Origin of the sequence: Streptomyces sp. MI02-7b (assembly GCF_033793585.1) — a bacterium.
In the GTDB taxonomy this organism is placed as follows: domain Bacteria; phylum Actinomycetota; class Actinomycetes; order Streptomycetales; family Streptomycetaceae; genus Actinacidiphila.
The window spans coordinates 1-14,907 of the sequence record NZ_JARAWX010000057.1 but is presented as its reverse complement, the minus strand read 5'-3'; the positions used below and the strand labels follow the sequence as shown (position 1 = coordinate 14,907).

The window sequence follows — 14,907 nt, the reverse complement described above, 5'->3', positions numbered from 1 at the left end:
GGGTAACACATCGCTGCGCGATGTGCAAGTGAAACCGCCGTGCTTCGCTCGGCGGTGACGGGCCGCTTCGCGGCCCGTGAACCCCCGCGCTTCGCGCGGGGGTTGCATCCGCTTCGCGGATGCCGGCCCTTCGGGCCTGACTGGGCTTCCGCTTCGCTTCAGCCCAGTTGTGGCGCTAACGCGCCTTCAGGTCAGGCCCGCTTCGCGTCCCTGACGGACCTTCGGCTTCGCCTGCGGTCCTCTGCGTCCCGCTGACGCGGGCCGAGCTGGCTGCGATGCAGGGCGGGCGAGTGACTAGGTGTCAGGTTGGTCTCTCTTGCCTTCATGGGGTACGGGTGCTTCCTTCGCCTAAAAGTTTCTGAGAATCCGAATACTTCTCTCCTCCCCTACAGGCGCAGGGAGCAGCGTGAGAGGGCATCAGCTACCGCTCGTAGCAAGAGGCTTCTTCCCTAGAAGGGTCGAGCGTACGGGCGGTCCTTCACCCGGTCGTAGATCCTGCGCAGCCACGGTTGTCGGACGGCGGGGAGCCGCGCCAGCGTGTAGAGGAAGACTCCCCAGTCGGGCCGGAACACCCCCCACGGATGCATCGGCAGTGGATCGTCACGGAGGACGCCGTCGGGCAGTCCACCTGCTGCGGGCACGGGCAACTGTTCCTTGTGGAAGGCCAGGTGCATCCACACATCGGCAGGCAGGGGCACTGTCCTCGCGCTGCTGGGCGGCTGCCACGCTTCCCCTGTCCGCGGATGCCGCGGAACGAGCAGGATGTCGGGGTCAGGTTCCGGGGCAGGCAGGCCTGGGCCGGCCAGCGCCGCCGTCTTCGCCGGCGGCTCCTGCGGGAGCAGGGTGTCGAGCGTGCGGCGGAGGGTGTCCGCGACCAGGCCGTCAGGGACGGTCACGGGTGCGCCGTCCGAGGCCGCCAGGAGGTGGGCCAGCGCTACGCCGGCCGCTGCTGCCCATAGCGGGCTCCAAGCGCCGGAGGGTCCGACCGGCGGAGTGGGTTGCACCTCGGTCGCCAGCGCCTGCCAGTCTGCTGCCCAGGGTGCGGGGTCGTCGGCGGGGATGCAGCGTACGGCGCGCGGGGCGAACCGCACGGCCTGCCAGAGTGAGCAGTCGTCGATGCGGGTCGCCACGGGCTGTCCGCACTGTTCGCAGGCGAGGTTCGGGCCGTCGCGCCCGTCGAGCCCGCAGCAGTAGCCATCGCATCGCTCCGGGATCAGGACGGTGCCGCGGGCGTCCCCGGGCGCGATGACGATCGTTCCCGGGTCGCCGAAGAGCAGCGAGTACACCGGGGCGAACACTCCGCGGGTCGCCGCTTCGTCCTCGCCGACCTCGCTCCAGCGCCGCCATGGAGGCCCGAACGGCTCCGGGTCGACCGCGTACGTCCCCGCCTCCATGAGCACCGGCAGCAGGCCGTGTCCCCACGTCTGGCGGGCATGGACGGGAAGGGCGACCTGCGACAGCGGGACACTCAGCACGGCATCGCACACCACACACGCGAACACCGTCATGCACCCTCCCCCGCCCCTGAACATGCGGAGTATCCCGGCTCCGCGATCATCGGCCAACAGCTTTTCCACCGCGGCGATGCGGACCGTGACACTCTGGAAACCCACCCCCAGTTTTCCCAGTCTGCAGCGTTCGGTTGTGCGGTCACTGGCTCTCATGGTCACGCAGGTCGTGCCGGGTCCCTGCGACCGCCGGCCCCCAGATCTCCGGCATGCGGGCGACGACCACCGCTGCGGCTTCCTGGGCGGTGTAGCCGGGTTCGCGCGAGAATGGCTCGCCTGGATGATGGACCGCATATCGGCGGTCCCCGAGCGGGTAGATCGCCGAGACGTCCTGGGAGAAGGGGAACCCGGTGCATCTGCTGAACATCAGCGCCCCGTGGCTGGTGAAGGGGAAGAGCGCCCTCAGTCTGGGCTCGGCGTGCGCTGCACGGAGCAATTCCACGTCCTCATAGAGGTCCGGTGCCAGGTAGCGACTCCACTTCTCTGCCACGGCATACTCAGGACCGCGTTCGTGGGCCAAAGCGAGGGCGCTGACTTCAAGGAACGGTGCCGCGGCCTGCAGTTCGGCCAGCGTGACGCCTGCGTGCCAGGCAGCAGCCGCTTCGGCGACTTCAGTAAGGTCGCTGGTGGAGCCGTTGGTGAGATTCACGCCTTGACCCCACGCAGCGATGAGGAACACCCGCTGCGCGGATCCCAGGTCCACGCTGAATCGGTCCAGCCGTGGGTTGCGACTGGTGATCCCTGCGTGGATGAGCGACAAACCGTCAGACGAGGACCGAACCTCACCAACGTCCAGGTCGTTTTCGGCGGCGCACTGGGCGAGGACTGCACGGAGACTCCCCGCGGCTGCAACATCGGGGTACAGCCCGGGATCGGGCTGAAGCGGCTGCCGGGACGGGCCAGGTTGAGTCATACCGAAATGATCACGCTTGTTGAGTCAGCAACCAAGTGGCGAATGAGAGCGGCCCAGGGGAAAATCGAGGTTCTGGCCGCTCCGTAAAAGCCCAGGACAGAGGCGGCATGCAGGAACGTTCCCCTGTGGGGCATCCTGCACAGGGGGTCGAATCGCTCGCTGATGTTCTGTTCGCCGGGTTCGACGTGCGGTTGACGCGCGTCACCAAGGCCGCCGAGGGGCTGGTCGTCGAGGCGGTCACGCGCGGGCCGCCACCACGTTGTCCGGGGTGCAACTCACAGGCAACGAGGGTGCATTTCGTCGTACGAGCGCGGCCTAGGCGGGCTGCCGGTGAACGAGCGGAGCCTGACCGCGCGGTTACGGGTCCGGCGGTTCTTCTGCGACCGCGGCCGGTGTCCGAGGCGGACGTTCGTCGAGCAGGTTGCCCAGCTCAGCGAGCGGTACCGCCGCTCCAGCCTCGGACTGAAGCAATGGCAGCATGCGGTTGCGGCCGAGCTGGGTGGTCGTCCCGGTCAACGGCTATGTCGGCGGCTGCTGTTGAAGGCGGGCCGGACGCGGCTGCTGGGCCTGCTCACGGAGCTGGCCGTGCCCGAGGAGGCGCCGCGCGTGCTCCGTGTCGACGATTTCCCCTTCCGCAAGGGAAGTGGTACGGCACCTTGCTGGTCGACGTCGAATCCGGCCGTGTCGTCGATGTCTTGCCCGACCGCGAGTCCGACACCTTCGCCGCCTGGCTCACCGCGCATCCCGGCGCCGAGATCATTTGCAGGGACCGTGCCACCGCTTACAGCAAAGCGATCAAAGAAGCCGCGCCGGACGCCCTGGAGGTCGCAGATCGCTGGCACCTGCTGCAGAACCTCGGCGCGGCCGTGGAGAAGACCTGCCATCAACACCGCTCCTGCCTGCGGAAACATGCTGAGGAGGAGACCCCAGTGCCCCTGGCGGCGGCCGTCACGATCACCGAGTTGCCGCCCGCCGAGCCGCCCCGCACCCAGATCATCGAGCGGACCCGGCACCGTCACACCGACGTTCACCGGCTCGTGGACGCCGGTTGGACCGTCAGTGCCATCGCTCGCCGTCTCCACCTGGACCGCAAGACCGTGCGCCGCTTCCGGGACACGGACCTCGACGTCCTCCTGGCCTCTGCCCGAGACCGCCGCCCCACCGGCGTCCTTACCCCCTTCAAGGCATACGCCACCGCGCGCTTCACCGACACCGGCGGCAGCGTAACCGCACCCCAGCTCCTCGCCGAGATCCGCGCACAGGGCTATCGCGGCAGCGTCCAGGCCATCCGCAAACACTTCGCCGCCCTCCGCGACGGCACCGCCGAACCCGTCCGCGCCAACATCCCCAGTCCCCGGAAGATCACCTCGTGGATCATGTGCCGCCGGGAAGACCTCAGCACGAAAGACGACGAACGACTCCTCCAAGTCCGGCTCGCCTACCCTGACATCACCCGCGCCTGCGACCTCGCCCGCACCTTCCACGACCTGGTTACATACCGCCGCGGACACCTGCTGATGGACTGGATCCGCCAGGCCGAACAGGATGCTCCTGCACCCGTTCGCGGCTTCGGCGGCTTCCTCCGCCAGGACCTCGCTGCCGTCACCGCCGGCCTCACCCTGGAATGGAGCTCCGGCGTCGTCGAGGGCAACGTGAACAGAGTGAAAACGATCAAGAGGAGCATGTACAACCGGGCATCCTTCCGACTCCTCCGGATCCGCTTCCTCACCCGACCATGAACGTCACGGAATGCGGCCAGAGCCTTGAATCTGACTCTGACCGCAGTTACTTGAGCGGCCTGGTGGCGATCGCGATCACGTACGAGGACAGGAAGGCGCAAGCCCTTTGTTCGACCCGCCGTAGGTACCTCTTGCGCTCGCACGTGCCGGTCAGTCCTGGGTGCTTCGTGTCTACCACGCATGCCAGAGCTCACCGTGACGGTGGCGGACTGGAGGGATATCTACGTCGTCAAGGTCGTGGCCGGCGTGGTGCAGTCCGCGGATCCGCTGGGCTTCGCGTCGACCCTGGAGCCGGGCCCGACCTTCAGCCGTAGCGATCTCGGAGGAGAATGAGCCCTTTCTGCAGTAGAGCCCCATCGACTGCCAGGAGGTGATCCGGCGCAGCGTCTTCGTTGGAGCAGGGCGACGGCCTTCGCGGGCGGCTTGGGCCAATTCAGCGTGTGTGTAGCGCAGGTCGTACAGGGACATGGACTCCGATGCGCCGTCTCGGACGCGGAGTCGCCAGGGAGTCGTGCGAACAGTCCTGGACATCGAGAGCCTTCGTAGGGCCCTCTGGGCTCTCCAGAGGTACCTACGGCGGGTGCGAAGTGGTCAGCACGACTCAGCCCCCTCATCGGTGAACGATCTACCAGCAGCACAGTAGTCGCGCGGAGGAGCAGGGCCGAGTTTTTTGCTCGCCCCTCTCGGCAAGGAGAGCATCCACAGTTACGCCTCGGTTCCGCCAGCAAGGTGTCCGCTTGCTCCTCTGTGTACACCTCTCGAAGTACAGAGGCGCAAGGAGGTGCCGGGGCATTCTCGGGGCGATGTCAGTGCATGCCCGCATACTGACGCCCATGCAGATCACGGAGGACGCACTCAAACGGGCCTGGCATCAGATAGCCGCAGGCTCTGACCTGCTCAATGACGCCATGTTCCCGCCCACCGGCACATCACCCGACCAATACACACAGCGCGCCGGCGATCCCGACGGCCTCTTCCTCGTCCTGGACGAAGACGGCACTGTACACGGCCACCACGGCCCCTACGTGCCGGTTTTCACCACCCGGGACCTCGACCAGGTCCTGTACTTCGCTGCCGAAGAAGCGGTCACTCGGCTCGTCGAGCATACCCGCTCCTCCACCCTGGGCCTGGCGACCAATCTCGTCACCGAGCAGGCCGAGATGCTGGACCGAATCGACCCCGCGTGGGGACGCAGATTCCGCAGCGGCGGCATCGACGGGACGCAGACGGCGCAGCCATGCGGCCGTGACCCGCTGGAACGCCTCGCCTGGATCGCCGACTCCTGGCGCGAGCAGGACCCCTACACCCACCTTGCTTTCTTCCGCGGCAAGGACGTCAGCGCCGAACAGATCGCCCTGCTCCACGGAGCCGACCCGGAACAGATCGCTACCGGGATGCGCTTGTCGGACCTGCGCGCGATGGAAGCCGGCCGTGATCACGGGGACATTGCCTGGGAGTCCTGCTGCTTCGGGCGGGCAGGCGACTGGGTGTTCCTGATGTATCACGAGACGCCACCGGGCATCCGGGCCGACCATGCGGCTCTCTCCCGGCTCGGAGTCACAGAGACCGTGCATTTGAGCGCCACCGCCGCGAAGGCCATCTATGACTTCACCTACACGCGCGACGGCCGCCGCATCGACGACGGCTGGGGAATGCTGGAACTGATCTGGTACAAGGAAGGCCGCGCGCCTTACTACCGGGGCGGCCAGCTCGACTTCCTCAACCAGGCCATACGCCGCGCCGAACTCGACCATCCAGAACTGGTCGACACATTCGATCTGTACTTCCACGCCTTGGACGACGCACTCGGCCTTCAACTGCCCCAGCAGGACCTCAAGGACGGAACGGTCCGGGCCGCACTGTGGGCACGCAGCAACTCAGGCCGAGGCTAGCAAGGTCAGGCTCGAGACCCGTATCGGCCGGACGGTCACGCGAACTGGCTCACGGGTGTGGCGTCGTCGGTCCAGTCGCCGTCGAACAGAGAGGCGATCAAGTCGGCTTGTTCGGTGGGGAGTTGGCCGGTGCGGTGCTTGGTGCGGGTCTTGGCGAGCCAGGGTCCGATTTTGACGGTGTCGCCGTCGACGCGGATCTCCTCGCGGGCGGTGGGGGGCCGGCCTTCCCGGGCGATGAACAGCTCGAGGAGCTGGACGGTCTGGGCGAAGGTGCGGCGGGTCTTGGAGGGCGTCTTGAGGGGGTTGGTGGCGGGTGTCAGGCCGAGGTCGGTGAGGAGTTGCTGCTGGCCGGGGGTGAGGGTGGTGAAGGTGGTGAGCTGGCGGTGGAGCCAGCGGCCGATCTTGACCGTGCCGATGACGGTGTCGGCTTGGAGGGCGCCGGGGTTGTGGCCGGCGGCGAGGTGGGCGCGGAGCAGGTGGTATTTGCGGTGCCAGTCGGGGCCGTGGGGCAGGCGCCAGTGGGGGTCGATGGCGGCGAGGTCGGCGGCGCGGGCCGGGTCGAGCCGGCCGTTGGCGGCCAGCGAGCGCTGTTCGGCGAGGAAGGCGCCGCCGGGGGCGGTGACGGGGATAGCGAGGTGGCCGTGCGCTTGGTGGTAGTCGGCGGCGGTGGTGAGCTGGGCGCGCCAGGTGGCGTCGTGTTTGTCCCAGATCATGTCGAGGGCGTCGAGTTCGGCGATCCAGTCGGCGTCGGCGGGGTCGTGGGGGTTGAGGCGGCCGGTGCGGCGGGCGTCGCGCATGCCGGTGATGAAGGTGCCCAGGTTGTAGCCGGTGGGGTCGGCGTAGTCGGCGGGCACGTCGAGGTGTCCGTGGTCGTCGACTGCACCACGCGTTGATCACCTTCGCCGAACGCGCGCCAACGCCCTCCACCACCTGCGGGAACCTTTTCCGTCAGTGGAACGCCGAGGTCGGCCTGCCGCAGACAGACTGAGACACGCCCGCGAGCTGTCTGCCCGCCGGCGCCGTCACACGGCACCAGGCAGGCCGACCCAGGCCATGCACACAATCGCGAGACAGACCGCGGAGCCAGGAACGAACGCGGCCCGCAACGCCGACGTCGAAGTCCCGCAGGACACGATCGAACACTGGAGCCGTGACAGATGATCGCCATCATGGCCCTCTACCAACGCCTGGTGAAGGTCCAAGCTCCGCTGCTTCCTGCCCTCATCCGGCAGGAAGCAGCGGAGCTGCCCTCGTCTGCCCAGTGGGCGCTGGCGCTGGCCGGCATCGCCGCCACGGACTCCTACCCCGTCAACCGGGATCCGTCGATCACCCAGGAGCTGCGGTTCGCGTTCATCGCGCACCTGCTGGACTTCATCGACCAGGAAGTCAGACTTCGCCACCCGCATCTCCTCGCCCGTAAGTACCTGGCCTACGCGCGATTCGCGATCGAGGAGAGCCTCCAGGACGTGCCTCGTCAACGGCGGCCTGCACCGCCGCCGTGTCCGCAGCCAACGAGCCCCGATGCAGTTGCCTGCCCAAGAGCGTGAGGCCCCCCGGCCGGAGCGGCGGCTGTGCCCGCTCCACCCCGCGCAGCGCCTGCCGCTCACGTGCCGCTGGCGCCTAGCCTTCCACCGCTACGGCCGGAGCCACCGCACCAGGCCCTGGCCAACCGGGACACCTACCCACTGGTGCCCCGAGCTTCTGCCGATGCAGACGCAGAGCGTGCTCGAACAGTGTCGTCCGGGATCCGAGCGAACCACGCTCACACGCCCTAGATCAAACGCCCTCTCAGGTCCCGGGCCAGTCCTGGCTGGCTGTCACCTCGCGTGCGATACGACGCCACTGGTCCTCCCCGCCAGGCAGGGGCCAGGCCCAGGTCGGCTGTTCCGCGGTGTCCAGGTCGTGGAGCAGGCGGACGAGCTGGGGGCCGGCGGTGGTGGCACCGTCCGGGACGGTAGGACCGTGGACGGCGCGGCCTGCCCGGAGCCGAAGCCGTCCTCCGGCTCCGCACCCTGGTCGCCAACGGCGACCTCGAGGACTACTGGCGCTTCCACACCACCCGCGAGCACCAACGCCTCTACCCCGCCCCCAACCAGCAGGAGTACTCCCTCACGTCCTGATCGCGAGATCGGGCACTGCTGGTGTCGCGGCAGGGCGCCTTCGCCTGTCGTGTTGCCGGTCGCCGTCAGCCTTCTGCGCTTTCCGGAGACAGACCGACAGCGACAGCGGCCTCATGCGTGAAAACGGTCATCACGTCATCGGTGCCGAGCCAGAAACGCCCATCTGGCGGCCACTGTGCCGGACGGCCCGCGACAAGCCACGCTGTGGCGGCAGGTGCACGAAGCTCGACTGCAACCGGCAGTCGGACTCCGGAGTCGCCCTCGGACCAGAGGATGTCGGCGCCCACCAGCGGAACCCCGATGAGCCCTGACCAACGGGGGTGGTCGGTTACCACCACGGCCGCTGTCCCTCCGGGCTGTCCGATCATGTTCAGGTGGTCGGACATGGGCCCTCGGAAGACCTCCAGGCCATAGTGGTCGAAACTATGGCCCCACACCGCCGAGTACTGCGTGCCGTCCTCGGCAAGCAGTCCGACACCCATCGTGGGCTGGTGCCACACGCCGGAGTCCCACTTCTCAATATCGGCGTCATCATCACCGCAGCTCAGCGGGTAGTAAGTCACTTCTACAAGGCGTGCACCGCGCAGGCTTTCGACAGATCTCTCATATTCATCCTCAGTGAGTTCCGGCGACCGCATCTCACCATTGTCGTGGACCTTCACCTGACCAGGCATCCGAGTATTCGAACGCCGAACGGATCCAACGCCGTCTCCGTCGCTGTTGAGCTGCCGGTCATCCCTCCAAAGGATCCGCACCCATCAAGGATCAGGTTGGGGATCTGGCGGCTGTTGAGGGTGCGGCCGCCTCGGGAGCAGGCGTGGACGGAGAGGATGCCGCCGGGCAGGGGAACCTGGCTGGTGGGCTGCCGGCGGACCGCGACGGCGCGGCCTTGCGGTCCGGGCTGCAGGATCGCGCGGGGGCGACCGTCCCCGGCCTGGACGACGTCCTTGTCCTACTCCGTCGCCGGCTCCTCGGCTCCGAAAGTCATGGAGTCACCGGGCTCGGTCCCGGGCTCCTCGGTTCCCTTCCGACGCCGCCGCAGTGCGAGTTCCCTCACGTGGAGCGCCATGACGAACGCGACGGCGGCCAGCCCGGCGCCACTGAGGAAGACGTGGTGCAGCGCGGACTCGAAATCGGTCAGATAGGCCGAGCGTGCGCTGACGGTGAGGCTGTCGAGTTGCTGGCCGTCCGGCAGCGCCTGGTGCAGCGACGCGGCGAAGATCGCCCCGAACACCGAGACCCCGATGGAACCGCCGATCGTGCGGCTGAACGTCGTCGTCGAGGTCGCGACACCGAGGTCCTTCGGGTCCGCGGCGTTCTGCGCCGCCAGCACCATCACCGAACTGATCATCCCCAGGCCCAGGCCGATGGCGGCCAGCGCGATCGCCTGGAAGGCGTAGGTGTCGGCGATGCCCAGCCGGGACAAGGTGAGCATGCCCAGAACCAGCAGAGCGGTGCCGGTAATCGGCAGCCGGCGGTACTTTCCCGTCCGGGTGATGAACCGCCCGGACAGCGACGACGACAACGCCCACGCGAACCACAGCGGCGCCATGCGCAGGCCCGACATCGTGGGCGACACACCGTCGACCGTCTGCTGGAACAGGGGCACAAACACCGTGGCGCCCAGCGTGGTGAACCCCACGAGGAAAGCCAGCGGGGTCACCACCCGGATCACCTCGTTGCGGAACAGCCGCAACGGCACGATGGGCTCCACGGTTCGCCGTTCCACCAGGATGAAGGCGGCGAGGAGCACGACCGCTGCGACGGCGAGGCCGAACACCGGCACCGACAACCATCGATAGGCGTTGCCGCCCAAGGTCGTCACCAGAATGAGCGCGGTTACCCCGGTCGACAGCAGCGCGGCGCCCCACCAGTCGATGTGCGGCCTGCGCCGTTCGCGCACCGGCGCGGTGAACCGCGCCGTGACCATCACCAGCGCGAGCACGCAGACCGGCGCGTTGACGTAGAAGACCCAGCGCCAGCCCAGACCCTGCGCCACGACGCCGCCCAGCAGCGGGCCGAAGACCGTGGCGAGCGCGAAGACGGACTGCATCACGCCCTGGTACCGACCTCGTTCCGCCGGTGGGACCAGATCACCGACCATGGCCTGAGTGTTGACCACGATGCCGCCCGCGCCGAGCCCTTGCAGGGCACGGAAGACCACGAGCATCAGCATCGACTGGGCCGTCCCGCACAGCATCGAGCCGAACAGGAAGATCAGCAGTGCCACCTGGAACAACCGCTTGCGACCGAAGATGTCGCCCAGTTTTCCGTACAGCGGCGTCGAAACGCTGACCGCCAGCACATACGCGGTGACCACCCAGGACAGTTGGGTGAGGCCGCCGAGGTCCGAGGTGATCGACGGCAGCGAGGTCGCGACCACGGTCTGGTCCAGCGCCGCCACGAGCATCGCGAGCACCAGGCCGGGAAAGACGACCATCACCTCGCTGTGGCGCCCATGTCCCTGCCGATCCCCGCGTGCCACCAACACTCCCCCATGTCCGGGTCCCTCGGCGCCCGGGACGGTCGGCCGACGACGCTCCCTGAGTACCTTTCGCATCAACCGTGACCGTATTTGGCTGACCTTAGCGATAACCTTGCAGGCAACCACGTCACGCGAATCGGAGGTCGGTGTAGCCCAGGGGGAACGGTGCTGCAGATTCGACTGCTCGGGCCGGTGAAGGTATGGGCGGCGGACCGCTTGCTGGACGCCGGATCGCCCCGGCAACGCGCAGTGCTCGCCGTGCTGGCTATGGAGGCCGGCCAACCGGTGCCGTTGGAGAGCATCGCCGACGACGTGTGGGACGGCACCGCGCCAGCCGCGCAGACGGTGTACGTGCATATCTCGCGGATCCGCCGGATGTTGCGCAAGGCGGGCGGCAGCGACCACAGACCGCCGACCGTGCTGAGACCGGCCGGCGGCTACCAGCTCGACATCGACCCGGAACAGGTCGACGTGCACCGGTTCCAGCGCCTTGTCGACCAGGCCAACCGACCCGAGCTCGCCGAGGGCGAGCGGGCACAGCTATTGCACGACGCGCTCGACCTGTGGCAGGGCACGCCACTGTCCGATCTTCAGGGCGCGTGGGCCGACCGGATGCGCTGGGTGTGGCACCGCAAGCGCCTCGACGCGATGATCGGCCTGGCGCAGGCCGAGGTGCGGCTAGGCAACGCCGCAGCCGTCGTCGGTCCGCTGACCGACCTCATCGCCGAGCACCCGCTGGTCGAGCCGTTGGCGGCGGTGTTGATGCAGGCCCTACACGGTTCCGGCCGCACCGCCGAGGCATTGGATCGCTATGCGCTGACCCGCACGCTTCTTGCGGACAGTCTGGGCATCGACCCGGGGCAGGAGCTGCAGCGGCTGCACGAGGCCCTGCTACGGGGCGAACTCGAGCAGCCCTCGGTACCGCCGGCCCGTCCGCGGCGGCTGGTGCCGGCGCAGCTGCCTGCCGGCGTCCGGACGTTCACCGGCCGGGAGGCGGAACTCGCTGAGCTCGACCGACGGGTGTTCGACGCCGAATCCGCCCCGAAGGCCGTGGTGATCTCGGCGATCGGGGGCACCGCGGGCGTCGGCAAGACCGCCCTGGCGTTGCACTGGGCGCACCGGGTGGCCCACCGGTTTCCTGACGGCCAGCTGTATGTCGATCTCCGGGGTTACGACCCCGACCTGCCGATGACCGCGGCGGACGCGCTTGCTCAGTTCCTTCTCGCTCTGGATGTCGCGCAGGCGGACATCCCGATCGACGTCGACGCGCGAGCTGCCCGCTACCGGACCGAGGTCGTCGGCCGCCGGATGCTGATCGTCATCGACAACGCCGCGTCCGCCGAGCAGATCCGGCCGCTACTGCCCGGAGCACCATCGTGCGCGGTCGTGGTGACCAGCCGGGACCGGCTGGCCGGGTTGGTGGTCAAGGATGGGGCTCGGCGGTTGGACCTCGATCTGCTGCCGGCCGCCGACGCGTACACCCTCCTGCGCACGCTCATCGGATCCCGCGTCGGCGACGACCCCGTCGCGGCCGGCACGCTGGCGACGCAGTGCGCCCGACTGCCGCTGGCGCTGCGGGTCGCCGCCGAGCTCGCGGTCACCCGGCCGGACAGCACGCTGGCCGAGCTCGTCACGGAACTGGCCGACCAACAGCACCGGCTCAGTCTGCTCCAGGTCGGCGATGATCCGTACACCACCGTCGGGGCCGTCTTCGGTTGGTCGCTGCGGCACCTGTCCGAGGATGTCGCAGACATTTTCCGCCTGCTCGGCCTGCACCCCGGCCCGGTCACCGACGCGTACACCGTCGCCGCGCTGGCCGACGTCGACCCCGAGCGGTCTCGCAAGGCTTTGAACCAGCTCGCCCAGGTCCACCTCGTGCACCGCATCGATGCCGACCGGTACGGCATGCACGATCTCCTGCGCGCCTACGCGACGAGCCTGATCGGCGCCAACGAGCTCAGCGCTCACCGTCGGGCCGCGCAACAGCGGCTGTTCGGGTACTACCTCGCCGCCACCACGGCCGCCATGAACCGCCTGTACCCGGCCGACAGCGACGGCAGGCTCGCCGTGCCGGAGACCGGCGCCGCCGTCCCCGCGCTCGACGATTCAGGCGCGGCACGCCGCTGGCTGGATGCCGAACGGTGCAACCTGGTGGCGATCAGCGGCCAAACTGGCGCAGCCGGCTGGGCGGAACACACCATGCGGCTCTCCGTCATCCTCTATCGATACCTCGCGGGCGGCTTCCCCACCGACGCGGCAGTCCTGCACGGCCATGCCCGCGAGGCAGCGCGCCGGCTCGGCGATCTGGCCGGCGAAGCGCAGGCACTGCTCGGTCTCGGCGGCGCGGACATCCAACTGTCCCAGTACGCCTCGGCCGCAGCGCGTTTCGAACGCAGCTTCCAGTTGTTCCGGCAGGTGCACGACTCGATCGGTGAGGCCCGGGCGCTGGCCAATCTCGGTGCGGCGCAGGCGCGCCTCGGCGACCTCATCCACTCCGTGCGACACCACGCGCAGGCGCTCGAAGCGTTCCGACGACTCGGCGACCGAACCGGCGAGGCCCGGGCGCTGATCAGCCTCAGCGTCGCGGAGCGGCAAAACGGCGACTACGACCTCTGCGCCCACCACATCCGACAGGCGCTCGAGCTGCACCGGCAGGCCGACAACCAGTCCGGCATCGCGTTCGCGCTGACCAATCTCGGCACCGTGGAGACACAGCTGGGCGAACTCGGGCTGGCCGCCGAACACCTGCGCCACGGCCTCGACCTGTTCCGGAAGATCGGAAACCAGCAGGGCATGGCCTATGCCCTGGACCGGCTCGGCATCGTCCATACCCAGTCCGGCGACTCGGACCTGGCCGTGCAGCACCACGAACGCGCACTGGAGCTGTTCCGCCAGTCCGGCGACCGGCACGGCCAGGCATTGGCGCTCAACGGCCTTGGCGAGGCCGCGCTGCAGTCCGGCAACGCGCCCGACGCCTTGACCCACCACAAGGCTGCCCTGGCCGTGGCGACGTCGGTGGGTGACATGGACCAGCAAGCCCGCGCCCACGCCGGTGTTGACAGCGCGCAGGACGGTCCAGGCGACTTGACCGGCACCTGACGGCTACTGGTTCAGGCCGAGCGGGCCCAGCGACAGCGCCGCCACGTGCCATGCCTTGAGCTCAAACCGGTCACCGAGCGCAACCCTGGCCCGGTCGCATGCTGGGTTGGTCGATCTCCCTCACGTCCTCATCCTGGCGGCAGCTCACCTGCCGACGCGTTTTGTGATCGTGCGGGTGATGCGTTGGGTCAAGCGGTCCGCTGCGCACCCAGCCGCGCAGGGCCTCGGGGTGGATGTCGAGCTCGCGTCGGTCTACAGGACGCGGCAGCCGGTCAGGTCCTGGAGGAGGAAGTGGACGTCGGTGCGCATGAACGCCATCAGCTGGATCGTCAGCGTGATGGTCACGGTGGTGATGATCACGAGTGTGGCCCGGTGCACGACGCTGCCCGCGTCTGCGCGCGGCAGGCTGCTGCCTGGGCCTGCAGGTGCTGCAACCGTCCCTTGTCGTCATCGTTCAGGATCAGCAGTGCCGGAACGTCCGGCGACCGCAAAGTAAGATCATCAAGCCCTCAAGGAAGCCAGCCTTCATAGGGTCGCCTCAACCAAATTGCAGGCCTTCTCAAATCCTGCGGTAGCGCAGGTCAGGTGCAGTGCCGCGCGAGGGTCCATCACTCAGGTTGCACAACGACGCAGCTCAGAGCCCTGCATCCGAGCCAAGTTCCGGATTCTCAGAGTCTGCGGCACTGCATGTCAGAGCCATGATCGTCAACGTTGGTGCCGCATTTTCATTGCTCCGACACACCCCTTAGACAGCAGCAGCGCCTATCTATCCTTGGTCCGCCTCAGGGGAGTCCGGCAAGGCTGCATTAACGATGGCGATGGCCGCTCCACCTGTGAATCCATGGTTGGCCGTCAGCTGCTGGATTACAGCACGGCGGAATCGGACTGTGATGTCGTCCTCGGCAGGTAGCAGCGGTGCTGGGGTGGACTGCCCGTTCAGGCTGCTCCGACGGGTCGTCACCTGGCTGTGCGTCTGGAGCGTGCGAAGGATCGCAGGCCGCAGGATGTCTGCTACTTCGGGCCCCACTCCGATTGCAACGACGGTCTCGGCAGCTAGTGCGTTGGCCACGAACGTTGCTGGGGTGCTGAGGACCCCCTGGTCGGTGCTCGCGGTGCTGGATTGGTGGCGCCATCCTCGATGTCGACGTGGT

General features: G+C 68.2%; 9 protein-coding genes and 1 pseudogene. 5 read left to right on the top strand and 5 right to left on the bottom strand.

The window, feature by feature from the left end; all coding sequences use genetic code 11:
- Positions 1 to 449: 449 nt before the first annotated feature.
- Positions 450 to 1,508: a hypothetical protein gene (locus PV364_RS40795; protein WP_319666010.1), complete on the bottom strand. Its 1,059-nt coding sequence runs from the start codon at positions 1,506 to 1,508 to the stop codon at positions 450 to 452.
- A gap of 142 nt (positions 1,509 to 1,650) precedes the next feature.
- Entirely contained in the window at positions 1,651 to 2,211 is a 561-nt protein-coding gene (locus PV364_RS40790) for a DUF6193 family natural product biosynthesis protein (protein WP_319666009.1), read from the bottom strand.
- Between the two features lie 317 nt (positions 2,212 to 2,528).
- On the opposite strand from PV364_RS40790, the gene PV364_RS40785 reads away from it, so the two are divergent.
- The 3 genes from PV364_RS40785 to PV364_RS40775 all read left to right on the top strand — a co-directional run bounded on the left by PV364_RS40785 (position 2,529) and on the right by PV364_RS40775 (position 6,052).
- Positions 2,529 to 4,160 (top strand): ISL3 family transposase, encoded by a 1,632-nt coding sequence (locus PV364_RS40785; protein ID WP_319666008.1) that lies wholly within the window; start codon positions 2,529 to 2,531, stop codon positions 4,158 to 4,160.
- Between the two features lie 180 nt (positions 4,161 to 4,340).
- Positions 4,341 to 4,493, top strand: coding sequence for a hypothetical protein (locus PV364_RS40780; RefSeq protein ID WP_319666007.1), 153 nt, complete (start codon positions 4,341 to 4,343; stop codon positions 4,491 to 4,493).
- A gap of 500 nt (positions 4,494 to 4,993) precedes the next feature.
- The gene (locus PV364_RS40775) at positions 4,994 to 6,052 is read left to right on the top strand and encodes a hypothetical protein (RefSeq protein ID WP_319666006.1); all 1,059 of its coding nucleotides are present in this window, start codon (positions 4,994 to 4,996) and stop codon (positions 6,050 to 6,052) included.
- Positions 6,053 to 6,087: 35 nt separating this feature from the next.
- On the opposite strand, the pseudogene PV364_RS40770 reads toward PV364_RS40775, so the two are convergent.
- A pseudogene (locus tag PV364_RS40770) lies at positions 6,088 to 6,915 on the bottom strand (helicase associated domain-containing protein); the annotation flags it as partial.
- Positions 6,916 to 7,209: 294 nt separating this feature from the next.
- Here PV364_RS40770 and PV364_RS40760 point away from each other — a divergent pair.
- On the top strand, positions 7,210 to 7,599 hold the full coding sequence (locus PV364_RS40760; RefSeq protein ID WP_319666005.1) for a hypothetical protein: 390 nt from the start codon (positions 7,210 to 7,212) through the stop codon (positions 7,597 to 7,599).
- Between the two features lie 638 nt (positions 7,600 to 8,237).
- Here the strand turns inward: PV364_RS40760 and PV364_RS40755 are convergent.
- Together PV364_RS40755 and PV364_RS40750 are read right to left on the bottom strand one after the other, a co-directional pair.
- Entirely contained in the window at positions 8,238 to 8,834 is a 597-nt protein-coding gene (locus PV364_RS40755; protein WP_319666004.1) for a hypothetical protein, read from the bottom strand.
- A 290-nt stretch (positions 8,835 to 9,124) separates the two neighbouring features.
- Positions 9,125 to 10,732 carry an MDR family MFS transporter gene (locus PV364_RS40750; RefSeq protein WP_319666011.1) on the bottom strand — a complete coding sequence of 536 codons (1,608 nt, stop codon included), beginning with the start codon at positions 10,730 to 10,732 and terminating at the stop codon, positions 9,125 to 9,127.
- Between the two features lie 90 nt (positions 10,733 to 10,822).
- Between PV364_RS40750 and PV364_RS40745 the strand changes: the two genes are divergently transcribed.
- Complete coding sequence (locus PV364_RS40745) at positions 10,823 to 13,756, top strand: AfsR/SARP family transcriptional regulator (protein ID WP_319666003.1); 2,934 nt, start codon at positions 10,823 to 10,825, stop codon at positions 13,754 to 13,756.
- The last annotated feature ends 1,151 nt before the right edge of the window (positions 13,757 to 14,907 follow it).

Excerpts from the sequence above, each read along its gene's own strand:
- PV364_RS40795 (WP_319666010.1), bottom strand. The coding sequence starts at position 1,508 with ATGACGGTGTTCGCGTGTGTGGTGTGCGATGCCGTGCTGAGTGTCCCG.
- PV364_RS40785 (WP_319666008.1), top strand. The coding sequence starts at position 2,529 with ATGCAGGAACGTTCCCCTGTGGGGCATCCTGCACAGGGGGTCGAATCG.
- PV364_RS40780 (WP_319666007.1), top strand. The coding sequence starts at position 4,341 with ATGCCAGAGCTCACCGTGACGGTGGCGGACTGGAGGGATATCTACGTC.
- PV364_RS40775 (WP_319666006.1), top strand. The coding sequence starts at position 4,994 with ATGCAGATCACGGAGGACGCACTCAAACGGGCCTGGCATCAGATAGCC.
- PV364_RS40760 (WP_319666005.1), top strand. The coding sequence starts at position 7,210 with ATGATCGCCATCATGGCCCTCTACCAACGCCTGGTGAAGGTCCAAGCT.
- PV364_RS40750 (WP_319666011.1), bottom strand. The coding sequence starts at position 10,732 with ATGCGAAAGGTACTCAGGGAGCGTCGTCGGCCGACCGTCCCGGGCGCC.